Genomic DNA, 18,703 nt, shown 5'->3' on the forward strand with positions numbered 1-18,703 from the left:
ACATCTATGTGTGGAATCGTCGGATACGTGGGCAGGCGCGAAGCCCTCGACATCGTTGTCGAGGCGCTGCGTCGAATGGAGTACCGCGGATATGACTCGGCGGGTGTCGCCATTCTCGACGGGCACGGTCACACGACCGTCGAGAAGAAGGCAGGCCGACTCGAGAACCTGGACAAGCAGATCGCCGCGGTCGGTCGGGAAGCCTTGACGGGCACCACCGGGATGGGGCACACGCGCTGGGCGACGCACGGTCAGCCGACCGATCGCAACGCGCACCCCCATGTGAGCACCGACGGCAAGATCGCCGTCGTGCACAACGGGATCATCGAGAACTACGCTCCGCTGCGCGCCCAGCTCGAGGCCGAGGGCATCGAGTTCACCTCCGACACCGACACCGAGACCGCGGTGCACCTCGTCGAGCGTGAGTACAACTCCGGCCCGACCGCAGGCGACTTCGTCGCGAGCGCATACGCGGCGCTGCGTCGACTCGACGGTGCGTTCACGCTGGTCTTCACGCATTCCGACCACCCCGACACGATCGTCGCGGCGCGTCGGTCGACGCCACTGGTCGTCGGTGTCGGCAAGGACGAGATGTTCGTCGCATCCGACGTCACCGCCTTCATCGAGCACACGCGCGACGCCGTCGAACTCGGTCAGGACGAGGTGGTGGTGATCACGGCCGAGAGCTACACGATCACCGACTTCGACCAGAACCCTCGCCCGGGCAAGCCGTTCCACATCGACTGGGATCTCGCGGCCGCTGAGAAGGGTGGCTACGACTACTTCATGCTCAAGGAGATCGCCGAGCAGCCCCGCGCGCTCGCCGATACCCTGCTCGGGCATCTGGAGAACGGTCGCATCGTGCTCGACGAGCAGCGCCTGTCCGACGACGACCTGCGCGACGTCGACAAGGTCTTTGTCGTGGCGTGCGGTACCGCGTATCACGCGGGCATGCTCGCCAAGTACGCGATCGAGCACTGGACCCGCCTGCCCGTCGAGGTCGAGTTGGCCAGCGAGTTCCGCTATCGCGATCCGGTCCTCGACCGCCAGACCCTCGTCGTCGCCATCTCCCAGTCGGGCGAGACGGCCGACACGCTGGAAGCGGTCCGGCACGCCAAGGATCAGAAGGCTCGAGTCCTCGCGATCTGTAACACCAACGGTGCGCAGATCCCGCGCGAGTCCGACGCCGTGCTCTACACGCACGCCGGGCCCGAGATCGGCGTTGCGTCGACCAAGTGCTTCCTCGCGCAGATCGCCGCGGCATATCTCGTCGGACTCGCGTTGGCGCAGGCCAGGGGAACAAAGTATGCCGACGAGGTCGCTCGCGAGTTCGGTGCGATGGAAGCGATGGTCGAAGCGGTCCGCGAGGTGCTCGACACCATGGAGCCCGTCCGCGATCTCGCCCGTTCGCTCGCCGATCGTGGCACTGTCCTGTTCATCGGTCGCCACGTCGGCTATCCGGTGGCGCTCGAGGGAGCGCTCAAGCTCAAGGAACTCGCGTACATGCACGCGGAGGGATTCGCTGCCGGTGAGCTCAAGCACGGCCCGATCGCACTGATCGAAGACGGACTGCCGGTCATCGTCGTGATGCCACAGGCCGACGGTCGCGCGGTGCTGCACTCAAAGATGGTCAGCAACATCCGCGAGATCCAGGCGCGGGGTGCACGGACGATCGTGATCGCCGAAGCCGACGACGAGTCCGCACGCGCCGTCGCCGATCACTTCATCCCGATCCCGAAGACGCCGACGCTGCTGCAGCCGCTGGTGTCGACCATTCCGCTGCAGGTCTTCGCGGCGAGCGTCGCGCAGGCTCGCGGCTACGACGTCGACAAGCCGCGTAACCTCGCCAAGTCGGTCACCGTCGAGTAGGTCCTGATGCCGGTCAGCTACCTCACTGCCACAGAAGTTCGCGATGCCGAACGCGCCACAGGGGAGTTGCTGACCAATGGCACACTGATGCGTCGCGCCTCCCACGGTGTGGCTCAGGTGGTTGCCGCGCTTCTCGCAGAACGCACGAACGGTGTCGTGGGGCGAGCCGTCGGGATCGTCGTCGGAGCAGGCGACAACGGCGGCGACGCGCTCTACGCAGGCGCCGAACTGGCCAGACGAGGTGCTGCGGTCAGCGCGACGCTGCTTGCACCCGACAAAGCGCACGCCGGTGGGTTGGCGGCGTTTCGACGTGCGGGTGGTCGGGTCGTCCACGAGCTGCCCAGGTCGCTCGACGTCGTCGTCGACGGTGTCGTGGGGATTGGTGGGCACGGGCCGCTGCGGCCTGCCGCTGCAACGGTGTTCGCGTCCGTCGATCCGCTGACACCGATCGTGGCCGTCGACCTTCCCTCTGGTGTCGACGCCGACACCGGACAGGTCAACCAGCCTGCTGTGCGCGCCGACGTCACCGTCACGTTCGGCATACGACGGAACGCCCACCTCCTCGCGGCTCCGCAGTGCGGTCGCGTCGAACTCGTCGACATCGGATTGCATGGTGTGATCGGACGCCAGGGTGGGCCGTTTCTCTACTCGTTGACCGATGATGAGATCGCCGATGCCTGGCCGATCCCCGGACCGCACGACGACAAGTACACGCAGGGCGTCGTCGGAGTGATCGCGGGATCGCATCGGTATCCGGGGGCGGGCATCCTGTGCACGGGAGCCGCGGTGACCGCGACGTCGGGGATGACGCGCTACGTCGGGTCGGCGCACGCCGAGGTGGTCGAGCACTTTCCCGAGGTGGTTGCGGTACCGGAGTTCGCCGATGCAGGTCGGGTACAGGCGTGGGTGTTCGGGCCGGGGGCAGGCACCGACGACGCGGCGGTCGGGCTGTTGGAGAGAATTCTTGCCACAGAACTGCCCGTTCTCGTCGACGCCGACGGACTGACGATCCTCGCGGCGCATCCGGAGCTGGTACGCGGTCGCGAGGCGCCGACACTGTTGACCCCACACGCGGGCGAGTTCGCGCGGCTGACGGGTGAAGAAGTCGGCGCCGACCGGCTCGCGTCCGTCGCGACACTCGCACGACGCTGGGGGGTCACGGTCCTACTCAAGGGGCGCATCACGCTTGTCGCCGAATCCGACGGCATCGTGTACGGCAACGACGCCGGGTCGTCGTGGGCGGCGACAGCAGGAGCGGGAGACGTGTTGTCGGGCATCGCAGGCGCACTGCTCGCGGCGGGCCTGCCGCCGATCTGGGCGGGTGCCGCAGCAGCGAGGGTGCATGCCCAGGCAGCGGCGCTGGCCAGCGGCGGAGCGCCGATCGGGGCGTCGAATCTGCTGGCTGCGCTACGGCCCGCCCTGCGCACGTTGCTGGTCTGAGGGAGCCCGCAGCCCTGGCTGGTCGGAAGCTTGCCAGGGATCTGGCCTCTGCTAGAAGTGCAGGTAGTAGGTAAGGGCTGCATGCACGATCAGATTGAGTGCTGTCACCACCCACGCCGTGACGATCGCCCAGGGCTCGCCGAGATGGCGTGTCTGCGAGATGACAGTGAGCGCGAGTGCAGCGATGGTCATGATGCCCGAAGCGACGATGAGGCCCACTGTGACCGCCAGCAGAGCGACTCCGACATACGCGGCGTCGCTGCCGGCATCAGCGCCGCCGATGGCGGCGACAAGTCCGAAGAATCCCGTGAGCCCGGCCAGCGGCAAGACGCCGATCGAGACCACGTTGAGCACGAACGACCAGGTGAGCACAGCCTTGCTCGGCTGAGCGGCTCCGACAATCGGCGTCGGGTACGAACTGGGGTAGGGCGCGAATGTCATCGGGAACCTCCGGTGAGCGGGGAGTGGGGTATAGGCGTGAGCGCCACGGTTCAGTTCACTCGCCGGTCGCTGTCTGCGGATGCGGGTGATTACTCACTTGCGTGGTGGGAATCGCTCCAGTGTGCCGCCGACCACTCCGTCGGATCTGGGACAATGGACGCGATGACCTCATATGACTCGACGCCCGATGCGCCGGGGGCTGCCGAGACCAGCCTGCCCGCAGCGCTGACGGCGTTCATCGACCTCGACGCGATCGCCCACAACGTGGGTGTTGTCCGCGCGGCGGCCGGTACGGACGTGATCGCCGTGGTGAAAGCGAATGGCTACGGCCACGGCGCCGTGCCCGTAGCGAGCGCCGCGCTGGCAGCGGGTGCCACCGAACTCGGGGTCGCCCACATCGGCGAGGCGCTGGCACTGCGCGAGGCGGGCATCGACGCGCACATCACGGCGTGGCTGCACACCAACCACGCGCCGTTCGACGCCGCGATCGCCGCTGACGTCGACGTCGCGCTGTCGTCGCGGCGTCAACTCGCCCTGGTTGCCGACGCCGCGCGACGTCTGGGACGAACCGCCACCGTGACCGCCAAGGTCGACACCGGTCTCAACCGCAGCGGTGTCGCCGTAGACGAATGGGCCGACTTCGCCGACGACCTCGCCAAAGCGAAGGCCGACGGGGCCGTCCGGGTTCGGGCGATCATGTGTCATCTCGTACGCGGCGACGAACCCGAGCATCCGCTGAACTCGCAGCAGGCCGAACGCCTCGATGCCGCTGCCGCCGATCTCGTTCGGCTCGGAAGTCCCGCGGAGGTGATGCACATCGCCAATTCGCCTGCCGCACTCACACGTCCGGACCTGGCACGTGACCTCGTTCGGCCAGGCATCGCGCTCTACGGATGCACTCCGATTCCCGAGCGCGGCGACTTCGGGTTGATACCGGCGATGACGTTGCGCGCCGAGGTTGCGCTCGTCAAGAATCTTGCTGCGGGACAGGGTGTTTCGTACAACCATCACTGGACGTCGGATCGCGACACGGTGATCGCGGTCGTTCCTGCGGGCTACGCGGACGGTGTGCCGAGGCTGCTGTCCAACCAGATGCACGTGCAGGTGAACGGTCGGGGCTTCCCGCAGGTCGGTCGAGTGTGCATGGACCAGTTCGTCATCGACCTCGGACCAGACGGCGGTGGGGTCGCCGAGGGCGATGTCGTCGAGTTGTTCGGCGCCGGAACGCGCGGCGCTCCCATCGCGCGTGACTGGGCCGATCAGATCGGCACCATCGACTACGAGATCGTCACCGGCATCGGCGCTCGTGCGCATCGACAGTACGTCGGTGGCGCAGCCTCGGACGACAGCGCGGAGCAGCGGTGAAGCCGTACGAACGGCTAGGCCTCATGGCAGGTCTCGGGGGACTCGGAGCGCTCGGCGGATTGGCCGCAGCCGGTGCAGGGCGTGCGTTGTCGCGTCGTCGTGTCGACTCACTCGACGATCCCTACGCGGGAATCGATTTCACCGCCATCTACTCCGACGAGCCGTCGACGGTGACCACCGACGACGGGCTGGCCCTCGCGGTGCGCACCGTCGACCTCGGGGGCATCGCGCCCGGTGAGAAGCCGGAGCTGACAGTGCTGTTCGTGCACGGCTTCAGTCTTCGAATGGCGTCGTGGCACTTTCAGAGATTCGACCTCGCCGAGCACTGGGCCCAACGGCGAATCCGGTTGGTGTTCTTCGATCATCGTGGGCACGGGAAGTCCGACGCCGCGCCCCCCGACACCTGCACGATCGCGCAACTCTCCGACGACGTCGCCGCCGTGATGCGGACCGTCGCGCCGTCGGGTCCTGTTGTGCTGTGCGGACATTCGATGGGCGGCATGTCGATCATGGCGCTCGCACGACGCCACTCGGAGCTCTTCGGCCCCGATGGACCCGTGGCAGGGGTCGCGCTCGTCGCCACCGCCGCACGTGGACTGACCGATGCAGGTCTCGCACGCGGGTTGCGCAACCCACTCGTCGACGCGTTCCGCGCCACCGTTCGTCACACCCCGCGCGTGATCCAAGCCGGTCGCGAGCTCACCAGGCTGGTCCTCGAGCCGGTTCTCTTTTCCGCGAGTTTCGGACCCGACTTTCACAGCCCCGCGCTTGGGCGGGCTGTGGAGAAGATGATCCAGAACACGCCGATCTCCACGGTCGTGAGCTTCCTGAACGCGTTGGAGCACCACGACGAATCGATGGGCCTGCCCGTCATCGCCGCGGTCCCGACGGCAGTCGTCTGTGGGACCGCCGACCAGATGACACCGCTGCCCAACTCGTTGCACATGTTCGGCGACCTCGGCGATGACTCCCGCCTCGACATCGTCGACGGCGCGGGCCACATGGTCCTGATGGAGCAGCCCGACCGGGTGACCGACGCCATCGCCGACCTCGTCGAACGGTCGCGGGCAGCACGTCCGCAGCCGCGTCGTCGTCGAATCCCGTTGTTGGGCAGGCGACGATGACCGACACCGACAGTGTCCAGACCCGTGAGCTGCCTGATGTCGCCGACACCGAGGCGTTGGGAGCCGAACTCGCACATGGCCTCTCGGCGGGTGACGTCGTCATCCTCGACGGGCCGCTCGGGGCGGGTAAGACGGCACTGGCGCGCGGTATCGCCGCGGGTCTAGAAGTCGTTGGCAGGGTGTCGTCGCCGACCTTCATCATCGCTCGCGAACACAAACCCGGGTCGCCCGACCGTCCGGGGATGGTGCATGTCGACGCGTACCGGCTCGGTGGCCTCGACGAACTCGACGCGCTCGACCTCGACACCGATCTCACGGACGCGGTGGTCGTCGTCGAATGGGGCGAGGGCGTCGCGGAGCGTCTCGCAGACCGGCACCTGCTGGTGCGCTTACGGCGCGATCCCGATACCGATGTCCGTCACGCACAATGGAGTTGGATAGATGGATGAGATGACGGTGCTCGTCATCGACACCGCGACCGATGTCGTGGTGACCGGTGTCGGGACGGTCGACGGGAGTGGCGTCCGTGTGCTGGCCGACCGTGCGACTGCCGACCACCGGCGGCACGCCGAAGTGCTGACGACACTGATGTCGGAGGCGCTCGACGAGGCGGGCGTGCGTCGCGACGGACTCGACGCTGTCGTGGTCGGTTGTGGCCCAGGACCTTTCACGGGTCTCCGGGTCGGTATGGCGACCGGGGCCGGATTCGGTGACGCGCTCGGTCTTCCGGTGTACGGGGTCTGCTCGCTCGACGCGATCGCGGCCGACGCCGCACAACACTCTCCGGCCGGATCGTCGATGGTTGTGGTGACCGACGCGCGACGCCGCGAGGTGTACTGGGCGCGCTACCGCGATGGTGCGCGGATCAGTGGTCCCGAAGTGTCGGCACCCGCGGTGGTCGCCGAATCGCTTGCGGCGCAACAGGTCGACGTGGCAGCAGGCTCACCGAGTCATCTCGAACTGTGCGGGTGGCAGGGACAGCCGTCGCTGGTGAGTACACCGACGGTGCGCGGCCTGCTCCTGGCAAGTGCGGACGACGTCGTGGCGGGCGTGGCGCCGGGACCGCTCGTCCCGCTCTATCTCCGCCGCCCCGATGCCGTCGAACGAAAAGACCAGCGCGCCAAGGCGGTGACCCCGAGGTGACCACTCACGAACTGCTTATCGATCGCCTCGACTACTCGGATATCCCACGGTGCGCGATGCTCGAGCGCGAGATGTTCGTCGGCGATTCACCGTGGCCCGCAACCGCATTCCGTGCCGAGCTCAACGCGCCGTACAACCGGTACTTCGCGGCGCGTGAGACGCCCGGTGGTGACGTCGTCGGATACGCGGGCATCTCGACGCTGGGCGGCGAGGGGAACTTCGAGTGTGAGATCCACACCATCGCCGTCGCACCCAGTCATCGTGGACTTGGCTACGGACGCGCACTGCTCGACGTGATGCTCGACGTCGCCGATGCCGCGGACGCCCCGGTCTACCTCGAGGTCAGGACCGACAACGACACGGCCATCGCGCTGTACGAACGCAACGGCTTCGTCCGACGTGGAGTACGCCGCAACTACTATCAGCCCTCCGGCGCCGACGCTTACACGATGGCGCGTCCCTCGGTGTCGGGGCGTGGAGGTGATCCCACATGATCGTGATGGGCGTGGAGAGTTCGTGTGACGAAACCGGAGTCGGGATCGTCGAATGGACGCCGGGTGAGGGTGACGGGCCCGGCGCGGTGACGCTGCTGGCCGACGAGGTGGCCTCGAGTGTCGACGAGCACGCACGCTTCGGGGGAGTGGTGCCCGAGATCGCCTCGCGTGCCCACTTGGAAGCGATCGTGCCTGCCATGCAGCGGGCGCGTGAAGCCGCCGGGATCGTCAAGCCGGATGCCATCGCCGTCACCATCGGGCCGGGCCTCGCGGGCGCGCTGCTCGTCGGAGTTGCTGCGGCCAAGGCGTATTCGCTGGCGTGGGATGTACCGCTCTATGCGATGAATCATCTCGGCGGGCACGTCGCCGTCGACACACTCGAACACGGGCCGATGCCCGAATGCGTCGCACTCCTCGTCTCGGGTGGCCACACCCATCTCCTGCACGTCACCGATCTCGCCGACCCCATCGTCGAACTCGGCACCACGGTCGACGACGCTGCCGGCGAAGCCTTCGACAAGGTGGCGCGTCTGCTCGACCTCGGGTTCCCCGGCGGTCCCGCGCTGGACAAGGCTGCGGCGCAGGGAGATCCACACGCGATCGAGTTCCCACGTGGCATGACCGGGCCGCGCGATTCGCGCTATGACTTCTCCTTCTCCGGCGTCAAGACGGCGGTGGCCCGGTACGTGGAGAAATGCCGCCGCGACGGCGTCGACGTCCCGGTTGCCGATATCGCTGCGTCGTTTCAGGAAGCTGTGGCAGATGTGTTGACGCTCAAGGCAGTTCGCGCCTGCACGGATCTCGGCGTGGATACCCTGGTGCTCGGCGGCGGCGCGACCGCCAACTCTCGAATTCGGTCGCTGGCGCGAGAACGTTGTGCCGCAGCCGGAATCACGCTGCGCGTGCCGAAGCCGCGCCTATGTACAGACAACGGCGTCATGATTGCCACGCTGGGAGCACACGTCATTGCGGGTGGTGCGCAGCCGTCACCGCTGACGGTTGCCACCGACCCGGGGCTGAGTGTGCAGGTGTCGCAAGAGCGCTGATCAGCCCTCGCGCAACAGTTGCGGGCACCCGTCGGTGAGCGACGCGAGAGTCTCGCGTTGCGTCGGGCGCGCCTGCGCATACCGTTGCTCGCCGGAGGCGGTCAGGGTGGCGAAAACCGAACGTCGATCTGAGGAACACATCGTGCGGGCGACCAGACCGTCCTTCTCGAGTCGTCCGACCACGCGCGAGAGGGCGCTCTGGCTCAAGTGCACTCCGCCTGCGAGTTCGCTCATCCGTGCCTGATGGTCGTCGGCCTCTGCGAGCAACTCGAGCACCTCGAACTCACTCGATGACAGTCCGTGCTTGGCCTGCAGTTCACGATCGAGACTGCACAGGACTTTGTTGTATCGGATCGAGAGATCGCGCCACGCGGCAGCCAACTGGTCCTGAGAAGCCACCGCCTTGGTCATGACCCGCATCCTACCCTGCAAGCGCAATATATGCTCAGGCAAAAGATGTGACGACAATTAATGTAGACGCATTGAATGCATGTGCATATAGTTTCTCGCATGGCACACAACACACGAGACGTGGTCATCGCGCACCGGTCCGATTCGTCGAGCGTCGACGATCGGGCACACGACACCGATCGGGCGGCTCCCGAACCAACGACGAACCTGCACATCACCTCGGCGACGGGGTGGACCGGAAGGGTATGGCTGCTCCTTGTGGTTCTGGCGGGAGCGCTCTTCCTCGACGGCCTCGACATCTCGATGGTCGGTGTCGCACTGCCGTCGATCGGCGAAGACCTCCACATGGGTCAGTCGCAGTTGCAGTGGATCGTGAGCGGATATGTGCTGGGCTACGGCGGTCTGCTGTTGCTGGGCGGGCGTGCAAGTGATCTGTTCGGCCGCCGCAGGGTGTTCCTGGTGGCCCTGGGGGTGTTCGGCGTCGCCTCTGTCGCGAGCGCCGTCGTCGACGTCAATGCGGTCATCATCGCTCTGCGCTTCATCAAGGGGATCGCCGCCGCGTTCACCGTGCCCGCGGGCCTGTCGATCATCACGACGACGTTCGCCGAGGGGCCCGCTCGCAACAAGGCTTTCAGTATCTACACCGTGTGCGGAGCGAGTGGCTTCTCGCTCGGTCTGGTCTTCGGTGGACTGCTCACCGAACTCTCCTGGCGCGCAACGCTTCTGTTCCCGGGACCTGTCGCGCTTGCGTTGCTCTTCGCGGGGCTGCGCGTGATCCCGACAGCGCCTCGCACACCCATGCACTGGCGACAGTTCGACGCATTGGGCGCTCTCACGAGCACCGGTGCACTGCTGTTGCTCGTCTTCGCGCTCGTGCGCGCTCCCGAGGTCGGGTGGACCGCGCCCGTCACGATCGCGAGTTTCGCCGCGTCGGCAATCCTGGGCGTCGCGTTCGTCGCCGTTGAGTTCCGCCACCGACACCCGCTGGTGCGTCCCGGAATTCTGAGGTCGGCGTTGCTGGTCCATGCGAACCTCTCCGGTGCGCTGATGTTCGGCGGCTACGTCGCGTTCCAGTTCGTCGTGACGCTGTATCTGCAGGACTCGTTGGGTTGGTCGCCGCTGGGAATGGCGCTCGCCTTTCTGCCGGCAGGCGTGATCGTCGTCGCGAGCGCGACACGGATGGATCGCGTCCTCGACAGGGTTCCGACTCCACTTCTGCTTGTCGCTGGTTTCGCGTCGTTCCTCGGTGGCTACCTGTGGTTCTCCCGTGTCCAGCCGGGCATGTCCTACGCCGAGTTCCTGTTGCCGACCATCATTCTGTTGGGCGTCGGGTTTGCTCTGACCTTCCCGTCGATCAACTCGCAGGGCACCGCGGGCGTCGCCGACCACGAGCAGGGCCTGGCCTCCGGCCTGGTCAACACCAGCGTTCAGGTCGGCGGCGCGGTGATGCTCGCTATCATCACCGCCATTCTGGCAAGTTCGGGCGTCACCCAGCAGCACGGTCAGTTGCTGGGCGGTATGTCAATGGCGATCTGGGTGGTCAGTGCCCTCGCGGTCGTCGGATTGTTCGGAGCGCTCGTGGCATCGTGGTGGTCGCGACGCCTCCCGGTCAGTGCGTGAGCCAAGGCAGGGGAGCGACGTTTGCACCCGTGCCCCTTGAGTGCTGGCACTCTCACGTATAGAGTGCCAGTAGGCACTGAAAGTGAACCTCGGCCACCCGCGACGACGAGGTTTCGTGCAGGGCCCGCAAACACATACATCGTTTCTCAGATGAGAAAGTTGAGGACTCACATCGTGGCGAGCGTGAACATCAAGCCGCTTGAGGACAAGATCCTGGTGCAGGCTGTGGAGGCCGAGACGACCACCGCATCCGGTCTGGTCATCCCGGACACCGCCAAGGAGAAGCCCCAGGAGGGCACCGTCATCGCCGTCGGCGAAGGGCGTGTCACCGAGCAGGGCAACCGCGTCCCTGTCGACGTCAAAGAAGGCGACACCGTCATCTACAGCAAGTACGGCGGCACCGAAATCAAGTATGCCGGCGAGGAGTACCTGATCCTCTCGTCCCGCGACGTGCTCGCGGTGATCGGCAAGTAAGACCCCACGGACCAACGTGTGGTCGTTCCGCCCCGGGGTCTGTACGCAGACCCCGGGGCGGACTACGTTGTGCCCCCATTCATTTCCCAATAGAAGGCACTCAAGAAGGAAATCATGGCCAAACAGATCGAATTCGACGAGAAGGCCCGCCGCTCACTCGAGCGCGGTATCGATCAGCTCGCTGACACGGTCAAGGTGACACTCGGCCCGCGCGGGCGACATGTGGTGCTGTCCAAGGCGTTCGGCGGACCGTCGGTCACCAACGACGGCGTGACGATCGCGCGCGACATCGAACTCGAGGACCCGTTTGAAAACATGGGTGCTCAGTTGGTGAAGTCGGTCGCCACCAAGACCAACGACGTGGCGGGCGACGGCACGACCACCGCGACGGTTCTCGCGCAGGCGATCGTCAGCGAAGGTCTGCGCAACGTCGCAGCTGGCGCGAGCCCGGTGGCGCTCGGCGCGGGTATCTCCAAGGCTGCCGACGCGATCGGCGACGAACTGGTGCGCGTGGCGACGCCTGTCGAGGGCGAGAAGGCCATCGCGCAGGTCGCCACCGTCAGTTCGCGCGACCCCGAGATCGGCGAGATGGTCGGCAAGGCGATGACGACGGTCGGCACCGACGGCGTCGTCACCATCGAAGAAGGCTCGGGACTACACACCGAACTGGTGGTCACCGAGGGAGTGCAGTTCGACAAGGGCTACCTGTCGCCGTACTTCATCACCGACCCCGACCTCCAGGAAGCGGTGCTCGAGGACGCTCTCGTGCTCCTCTACCGCGACAAGATCACCTCGCTGCCCGATTTCCTCCCGCTGCTGGAGAAGGTCGCGCAGTCGGGTAGGTCGCTGCTGATCGTCGCCGAAGACGTTGAGGGCGAGCCGCTCTCGACGCTGGTGGTCAACTCGATCCGCAAGACCATCAAGGCTGTCGCGGTCAAGGCACCGTTCTTCGGTGATCGTCGCAAGGCGTTCCTCGACGACCTCGCAGTCGTCACCGGTGGCACCGTGATCTCGACCGACATCGGGCTCTCGCTGTCGACGACCGAGCTCGATCAGCTCGGCACTGTGCGTCGCGCTGTCGTCACCAAGGACACCACCACCCTCGTCGAGGGTGGTGGCTCGAAGGAGGCCGTGGCCGCACGCGCCGAGCAGATCCGACGCGAGATCGACAACAGCGATTCCGACTGGGATCGCGAAAAGCTCGCCGAGCGTCTGGCGAAGCTCTCCGGCGGCATCGCTGTGATCCGCGTCGGTGCCCCGACAGAGACGGCTCTCAAGGAGCGCAAGCACCGCGTCGAGGATGCGGTCGCCGCAGCCAAGGCCGCTGTCGAGGAGGGCATCATCCCCGGTGGTGGGTCTGCGCTCGTGCAGGCGTCGAAGGTCCTCGACTCTCTCGCAGAGGGACTCGGCCAGGACGAGGCGCTGGGTGTGCGGGTCGTTCGCGACGCCGTGCGGTCGCCGCTGTACTGGATCGCCAGCAACGCGGGCGTCGACGGTGCCGTGGTTGTCGACAAGGTCGCACACCTGGAGACCGGTCACGGCTTCAACGCCGCGACGCTCTCGTACGGTGACCTGCTCGCAGACGGCATCATCGATCCGGTCAAGGTGACGAGGTCTGCGGTCGTGAACGCGGCGTCTGCGTCGCGGATGGTGCTGACCACCGAGGCCGCAGTTGCCGACGAGCCGGCCGGTGCGGCCGCTGATCACGGTCACGGACACGCGCACTGACCGATCGGTGCTCGCGGTCTGACGTCTGACCGCACGTGACACGAAGAAAAGCCCGGGCCGACCGCGAATGTGGTCGGCCCGGGCTTTTTTGCGTTCCTATGGCCTGCTGAGTGTTCTCATGGCTTGTTGCGCTGTGTGAGTGCTTGGTCAGCTCGCGATACGTCGTCCGACGCCGCGCTTCATCAGCATGCTGCGCTCGGACTCCGAGAGTCCGCCCCAGATCCCGTAGGGCTCGGCGACCGCGAGAGCGTGCTCACGGCAATGCGCAATCACCGGGCACTGGTGGCACATTTCTTTCGCGCGACGCTCGCGCTGGGCACGTGCCCGTCCCCGCTCACCATCAGGATGAAAGAACATCGAGGAGTCGACGCCGCGGCATAGGCCTTCCATTTGCCAATCCCAGATATCGGCATTAGGTCCGGGGAGATGATTTGGCTGAGGCATGGCACGAACTCCTTTGATTCTCGAGGTACCGCTGCACTGCTCCACCGACCGCGAGACCGGCGGAACCACACTGGCGCATCGCCGCTATCGGCTGTGCATGGCAAACACTAGGCGGACGGCGGAAACAGCGTCAATAGTGCCTCTCGAGGACAAGATCGTTCAAAAAATTCCATCGTTGTTAACGAAATGTTGTGTGGCCGGCCGCGGCTAGCACAGGCCGACCCCGCCACCTGCGGAGACCCTTATCGGAACCCCTCGAGGGGTCGTGAGCTGCGCAGATGCGGATCGATTTCACTCTGGGCGAGCGGAAGTACGATCGTAGGCGCCTGCGGGACCAAGAACGCCGAGTAACACGGAGGAAATGTTCTCATCATGCGTACGTGACGTTGGCGTCGAATTAAAGAATTGTGACGGCAGGTTAAATTCAGGAAAACGGAGACAATGGAAGTGATGTGGACCACGGGATTGTGTTGAATTCGCTGCGAAATCAATGGTGGGAGGCCGTCGAACGCGGAGGACTCGGCGACGGGGCTGCGGCGCTGACCATGCTCGACCGACTCCGTGAGCGCGCCAGAACGGTCGACGCCTGCGAGGTGATCTCACTGGCGTGGAGTACCACGGCATCGCTGCACCGACAGTCGGGTCGACATGACCTCGCCCTCGGGTTCGACGCCGCGGCGCTAACCGCACTGGACGATCCTTTCGGCTCCGCAGATCCCTGGGTTCGCGTTGCCGCGCACGACGCCGTCGTCGGGCTCGCCGCCGACAACCTCGGGCTATTCCGATTCGCGGCGTCGGGTCGGCTACTTTCAAGGGCTCGAGAGCTACTCGGCCGCGACGTCGACGATGCGGCCGCCAACACGTGGTCGACGTTTGTCACCGATCTTCGCCCGCGCGTGCGCGAGCGTTGGGTCGGTGCCGAACTGGCCATCTACACCGGCGACGCTGATCAGGCGCGTCGTCTCATCGGTGAGGCCCAAATAATGATGGCCTCGGTGTCGTCGGACCATGAGCGTCATCACATAAAGACAGACCTCATCGCCGCAGCGTCGGCGAACGATACATCCGACGCTGCTGCAGTTGCGCAGGCATGTCTGCGTCGCGCGCGCGGGGGCGGATTTGTGCCGCTGACCTGGGCATCGTTGTCTTTGCTGCAGGGCCTTGGCGACACGTCGTATACGACGATTGCAGCCATCGCCGCGTCGCATGACATGCTTGTGGATCGGGGGATGCCTTTCGCTGGCCGCTCGTAGATCCATCACGACCCGATTGATCAGGCAACACAAACGTGTAACACGGGAATCTCAACTGACGATGAAACTGACAGGTGTTGAGTTAGACGAAGCCGTCCGCGCAGCCGCGTCGGGCGACCGGGTCGCACTCACGTCAGTCCTCGAAAGTGTGCAGGAACCGATCGTGCGCTACTGCCGAGGGCGAATCGGTGTCGGAGAACGCCATTTGTTCTCCGCTGACGACGTGGCGCAGGAGGCCCTTATGGCTGTCATGACCGCGCTGCCCCGGTATCAGGACCAGGGGCGACCGTTCATGGCCTTTGTGTACGGCATTGCCTCGCACAAGGTGGCTGACGCCATGCGTGTCGCCGGTCGCGTGAAAGCCGACCCCGTTGAGCAGCTCCCCGAGGTCGTCCAGGTCACTGGGGGACCGGAGCAGAGCGCACTCGACGCCGACGCCAGCCGAGAGATGAAGGCACTTCTCGCGTTGATTCCGGAGAAGCAACGCGAAGTACTCATCCTGCGTCTGGTCGTCGGACTGTCTGCTGAAGAGACCGCAGAAGCCGTGGGGAGCACCCCCGGTGCGGTCCGTGTCGCGCAACACCGAGCATTGGCCAAGTTGAAGGAACAGCTGAGAAAGGCGGGAGGGCATGATGAACGACGAGCATGAGTCGCATCGTGGTCGCTCCGTGCCGGGTCGGCGGCAGTCGGGGGGCATGCACGACACCGGAACAGGTGCGTACAGATTTCCGACAGGGGAGTGGGCGACTCCCGACGACACACCACCCGTGGATATCTCCGCGGTTGCATTCGACGACGCGTTCATCGACGCGCTGTCGCACGATGTACCGACGCCGACACGCGATGACGCCGAGTACGAGCTCGCGGGACTGCTCTCCGCGTGGCGCCATGAGTCGCTCGCCGATCCGCTGCCACTCGGCCCGACTGTCACCGACGTCGAGAACGCCATCGCCGCGGAACATCCGCGCGCTCGGACCCGCACTATCGTGCGTACGCTCCGCATTGTCGCCGGTGCCGCCGCGGTTGCGATCGTTGCCGCTGCCGGGCTCACGGTGATGTCGCAGGGTTCCGAACCCGGCGACCCGCTGTGGAACGTCAAGAAGGTCGTGTTCGCGCAGGCCGCATCGGAAACGCAAGCTGCATACGACGTCCGGTCGAACCTCGAGAAGGCCGAGGCGGAACTCGCCGCGGGCAACACTCCTGCCGCCGAATCGTTGATCTCCCAGGCGGAGAACTCGATGGGACCGGTCCGGGATTCCGATACCCGCTCACACATGGACGAGTGGATCGGACGGCTGCGAGCCGACACCGGGACCACAGCGCGCAGCGGTGCCGCGGCGACCTCACCGAACGGCGGAAACCCTGACCCCTCGCAGGCGCGAACGTCTCAACCGCAACAGCCGACCGACCAGCTCACGAGTCAGACAAAGCCTGAGACGACCCCGCCCCACACGACGCCGCCGACCAGCGAGACGCCGACGACCACGACAAAGCCGCCGACGACGACCACAACGACCACCACGACGGCGGCCAACGAAGGACCGTCGAGTAGCTGGCCCCCATCGAGCTGAATGTTGCGCTCTAGCTGAAGTGACCGTCGAGTGATCGGCTGTCAGTCAGACGGAGTAGGATCTTCCGTAATACACAAGCCACGAGTCCCGCAGTCGCAGGGCTCGTGGCTTGTTGTGTGGTGTCGCAGGCGACAATGGGCAGAAGATCTCGAAACCCCGACGTAGGTAGATACGGTCAGCGCTCGTTGTCGAGATGGTGATGCGCGTCGGCATAGCCGCGGCAGTAGTCCCACGTCACATAGGCATCGGGACGCGGATCGACGGCAGGCTCGTGCGGCCGCACGGTCCCATCGATCAACAGTTGAAGTAGGTTGGCGCGCAGCATGTCCCAGTCGTGGTAGTGGTCTTCCTGGCAGTCGTCGCATACCACGACGAGCCCGCGAATCCCCCGATGTGCCAGCAACGCCTCATAGACTGCGAGGTCGGCCAGATCCTCTTCGACCGCGAGCCGCTCGCTCTCATCCAAAGGGATGCCAGGCTCCATCGAATCCAGCATCGAAGCCGGATCGCTGGGGTCGTCGGCGAACGGGTCTGGTGGAAGGCCCGGTGGGAGATGATCACGCACGACTCCACCGTAACCGATTGCAGCGCACGGCTGCCGCATCGCTCCACAGAAGTACTGGGTCGGCTGCGTGGCCGCGCCCTCTGCCCCGTTCTTCCTCCTCGCTCACATCGTCGCTTCGCTCCTTGTTGTTTGCGCGGCTCGTGGCTGCGCCGCCCCGTTCTGCACGACGAAGAGCGAGGAGCGAAGCGACGATGCGATGAGGAGGAAGAACGGGGCAAAAGGCGCAGCCACGAGACGCGCAAATAAACTCAGTGGTCCTGCTCGCCGATGCGGTGCACGTGAATCATGTTCGTCGAGCCGACGGTGCCGGGGGGCGCGCCGGCGACAATGACGACCACGTCGCCGTCGCGCAGCCTGCCGATGCGCAGGAGTTGCAGGTCGACCTGGTCGATCATGTTGTCGGTGGTGTCGACGCGGTCGACGATGAACGTCTCGGTGCCCCAGCTCAGGGCGAGTTGGCTGCGCACGGCCTGGGTGGGCGTGAACGCCAGGAGCGGGAGCCGTGAGTGCAGGCGCGCGAGTCGTCGAACCGTGTCACCGGACTGGGTGAACGCGACGAGGGCTTTGACTTCGAGGCGTTCGCCGATGTCGCGTGCGGCGTAGGAGATGATGCCGCGCTTGGTGCGTGGGACGTGCGAAAGCGGCGGGACGTCGCGGGAGCTTCCCTCGACGGCCTTGCAGATCCGGTTCATGGTGCGAACCGCCTCGATGGGCCATTTGCCGACCGATGTCTCGCCGGACAGCATCACGGCGTCGGCGCCGTCGAGCACGGCGTTCGCGACGTCGGATGCCTCGGCGCGTGTGGGGCGCGAGTTCTCGATCATGGAGTCGAGCATCTGCGTTGCCACGATCACCGGCTTGGCGTTCTCGCGGGCCATCTGGATGGCACGCTTCTGCACGAGCGGCACTTCCTCGAGCGGGAGTTCGACGCCGAGGTCGCCGCGGGCGACCATGATCGCGTCGAAGGCGAGGACAATGGCCTCGAGGTTGTCGATGGCCTCGGGCTTCTCGAGCTTGGCGATGACGGGTACGCGGCGGCCGACACGATCCATGACCTCGTGGACGAGCTCGATGTCGGCGGGGCTGCGCACGAAAGACAGTGCCACGAGGTCGACCCCGAGGCCGAGCGCGAATTCGAGGTCGGCGATGTCTTTCTCGCTCATCGCGGGCACCGAGACGTTCATGCCGGGCAGTGAGAGGCCCTTGTTGTTCGAGACCGGGCCGCCTTCGGTGACGGTGCAGACCACGTCGTTGCCTTCGACGTCGGTGACCACGAGACCGACCTTGCCGTCGTCGACGAGCAGCCGGTCGCCGGGGACGGCGTCGTCGGCGAGTCGCTTGTAGGTGGTCGACACTCGGTCGTGCGTTCCGACGATGTCGTCGGTGGTGATGCGCACGGTGTCGCCGGTGTTCCACATGACTTCGCCGTTGAGCGCGCCGTCGTCTTCGAATTTGCCCAGTCGAATCTTGGGACCCTGGAGATCGGCGAGGATGCCTACCGCCTTCTCGGCGTTGTCGCCGGCCTTTCGCACTCTTTCGTAGACCACCTTGTGGTCATCATGCGTGCCGTGGCTGAAATTGAGTCGCGCGACGTCCATTCCGGCGTCGACGAGTTCCTTCAGCCTCTCTTCGCTATTGGTAGCTGGACCCAGGGTGCAGACGATCTTGGTTCGGCGTTCCACTGTGCTCACCTTAGTCCGCTCGTTTCGGCATAG

At 65.7% G+C, this 18,703-nt stretch carries 19 protein-coding genes; 14 read left to right on the forward strand and 5 right to left on the reverse strand.

What is annotated here, in order from left to right; all coding sequences use genetic code 11:
- Positions 1–6: 6 nt before the first annotated feature.
- Positions 7–1,869, forward strand: a complete 1,863-nt coding sequence (glmS, locus tag A5777_RS17650) for a glutamine--fructose-6-phosphate transaminase (isomerizing) (RefSeq protein ID WP_064863629.1) — start codon at positions 7–9, stop codon at positions 1,867–1,869.
- A 6-nt stretch (positions 1,870–1,875) separates the two neighbouring features.
- Positions 1,876–3,309, forward strand: coding sequence for an NAD(P)H-hydrate epimerase (locus A5777_RS17655; RefSeq protein ID WP_064863630.1), 1,434 nt, complete (start codon positions 1,876–1,878; stop codon positions 3,307–3,309).
- 51 nt (positions 3,310–3,360) lie between these two features.
- Here the strand turns inward: A5777_RS17655 and A5777_RS17660 are convergent, their stop codons facing one another.
- Positions 3,361–3,750 (reverse strand): hypothetical protein, encoded by a 390-nt coding sequence (locus A5777_RS17660; protein ID WP_156529417.1) that lies wholly within the window; start codon positions 3,748–3,750, stop codon positions 3,361–3,363.
- 162 nt (positions 3,751–3,912) lie between these two features.
- On the opposite strand from A5777_RS17660, the gene alr reads away from it, so the two are divergent.
- From alr to tsaD, 6 genes are read left to right on the forward strand one after another with little or no spacing between them, the layout of a single operon-like run.
- Entirely contained in the window at positions 3,913–5,115 is a 1,203-nt protein-coding gene (alr, locus tag A5777_RS17665; RefSeq protein WP_064863674.1) for an alanine racemase, read from the forward strand.
- Positions 5,112–6,239, forward strand: a complete 1,128-nt coding sequence (locus tag A5777_RS17670) for an alpha/beta fold hydrolase (protein WP_064863632.1) — start codon at positions 5,112–5,114, stop codon at positions 6,237–6,239. The genes alr and A5777_RS17670 overlap by 4 nt, the downstream gene beginning before the upstream one ends.
- Positions 6,236–6,688 carry a tRNA (adenosine(37)-N6)-threonylcarbamoyltransferase complex ATPase subunit type 1 TsaE gene (gene tsaE / locus A5777_RS17675; RefSeq protein ID WP_064863633.1) on the forward strand — a complete coding sequence of 151 codons (453 nt, stop codon included), beginning with the start codon at positions 6,236–6,238 and terminating at the stop codon, positions 6,686–6,688. Before A5777_RS17670 ends, tsaE begins: the two co-directional genes overlap by 4 nt.
- Positions 6,681–7,382 carry a tRNA (adenosine(37)-N6)-threonylcarbamoyltransferase complex dimerization subunit type 1 TsaB gene (gene tsaB / locus A5777_RS17680; protein WP_064863634.1) on the forward strand — a complete coding sequence of 234 codons (702 nt, stop codon included), beginning with the start codon at positions 6,681–6,683 and terminating at the stop codon, positions 7,380–7,382. Before tsaE ends, tsaB begins: the two co-directional genes overlap by 8 nt.
- Positions 7,379–7,876 carry a ribosomal protein S18-alanine N-acetyltransferase gene (gene rimI / locus A5777_RS17685; protein WP_064863635.1) on the forward strand — a complete coding sequence of 166 codons (498 nt, stop codon included), beginning with the start codon at positions 7,379–7,381 and terminating at the stop codon, positions 7,874–7,876. Before tsaB ends, rimI begins: the two co-directional genes overlap by 4 nt.
- Complete coding sequence (gene tsaD, locus A5777_RS17690; RefSeq protein ID WP_064863636.1) at positions 7,873–8,922, forward strand: tRNA (adenosine(37)-N6)-threonylcarbamoyltransferase complex transferase subunit TsaD; 1,050 nt, start codon at positions 7,873–7,875, stop codon at positions 8,920–8,922. Before rimI ends, tsaD begins: the two co-directional genes overlap by 4 nt.
- Here tsaD and A5777_RS17695 read toward each other — a convergent pair whose 3' ends face one another.
- Positions 8,923–9,333, reverse strand: coding sequence for a MarR family winged helix-turn-helix transcriptional regulator (locus A5777_RS17695; protein WP_064863675.1), 411 nt, complete (start codon positions 9,331–9,333; stop codon positions 8,923–8,925). It abuts the gene before it with no gap.
- Positions 9,334–9,432: 99 nt separating this feature from the next.
- On the opposite strand from A5777_RS17695, the gene A5777_RS17700 reads away from it, so the two are divergent.
- The 3 genes from A5777_RS17700 (at position 9,433) to groL (ending at position 13,155) form a co-directional block, all read left to right on the forward strand.
- Positions 9,433–10,953, forward strand: coding sequence for an MFS transporter (locus tag A5777_RS17700; RefSeq protein WP_231895108.1), 1,521 nt, complete (start codon positions 9,433–9,435; stop codon positions 10,951–10,953).
- 174 nt (positions 10,954–11,127) lie between these two features.
- A complete protein-coding gene (groES, locus tag A5777_RS17705; RefSeq protein WP_005174150.1) occupies positions 11,128–11,427 on the forward strand; it encodes a co-chaperone GroES in 300 nt (99 codons plus the stop codon).
- Positions 11,428–11,541: 114 nt separating this feature from the next.
- A complete protein-coding gene (gene groL, locus A5777_RS17710) occupies positions 11,542–13,155 on the forward strand; it encodes a chaperonin GroEL (protein ID WP_064863638.1) in 1,614 nt (537 codons plus the stop codon).
- 147 nt (positions 13,156–13,302) lie between these two features.
- Here the strand turns inward: groL and A5777_RS17715 are convergent, their stop codons facing one another.
- Positions 13,303–13,599 carry a WhiB family transcriptional regulator gene (locus tag A5777_RS17715; protein ID WP_064863639.1) on the reverse strand — a complete coding sequence of 99 codons (297 nt, stop codon included), beginning with the start codon at positions 13,597–13,599 and terminating at the stop codon, positions 13,303–13,305.
- Positions 13,600–14,051: 452 nt separating this feature from the next.
- Here A5777_RS17715 and A5777_RS17720 point away from each other — a divergent pair, with 452 nt between their 5' ends.
- From A5777_RS17720 to A5777_RS17730, 3 genes are all read left to right on the forward strand, one after another.
- Complete coding sequence (locus A5777_RS17720) at positions 14,052–14,852, forward strand: hypothetical protein (RefSeq protein WP_082933735.1); 801 nt, start codon at positions 14,052–14,054, stop codon at positions 14,850–14,852.
- Positions 14,853–14,913: 61 nt separating this feature from the next.
- Complete coding sequence (locus A5777_RS17725; protein ID WP_005207924.1) at positions 14,914–15,501, forward strand: sigma-70 family RNA polymerase sigma factor; 588 nt, start codon at positions 14,914–14,916, stop codon at positions 15,499–15,501.
- The gene (locus A5777_RS17730) at positions 15,485–16,423 is read left to right on the forward strand and encodes an anti-sigma-D factor RsdA (RefSeq protein WP_082933739.1); all 939 of its coding nucleotides are present in this window, start codon (positions 15,485–15,487) and stop codon (positions 16,421–16,423) included. The genes A5777_RS17725 and A5777_RS17730 overlap by 17 nt, the downstream gene beginning before the upstream one ends.
- A 175-nt stretch (positions 16,424–16,598) precedes the next feature.
- Here A5777_RS17730 and A5777_RS17735 read toward each other — a convergent pair whose 3' ends face one another.
- The gene (locus A5777_RS17735) at positions 16,599–16,988 is read right to left on the reverse strand and encodes a DUF5319 domain-containing protein (RefSeq protein WP_039856619.1); all 390 of its coding nucleotides are present in this window, start codon (positions 16,986–16,988) and stop codon (positions 16,599–16,601) included.
- 248 nt (positions 16,989–17,236) lie between these two features.
- A complete protein-coding gene (pyk, locus tag A5777_RS17740) occupies positions 17,237–18,670 on the reverse strand; it encodes a pyruvate kinase (protein WP_039856938.1) in 1,434 nt (477 codons plus the stop codon).
- Between the last annotated feature and the right edge of the window lie 33 nt (positions 18,671–18,703).

Origin of the sequence: Gordonia sp. 852002-10350_SCH5691597, from assembly GCF_001665715.1 — a bacterium.
Classification (GTDB): Bacteria; Actinomycetota; Actinomycetes; order Mycobacteriales; family Mycobacteriaceae; genus Gordonia; species Gordonia sputi.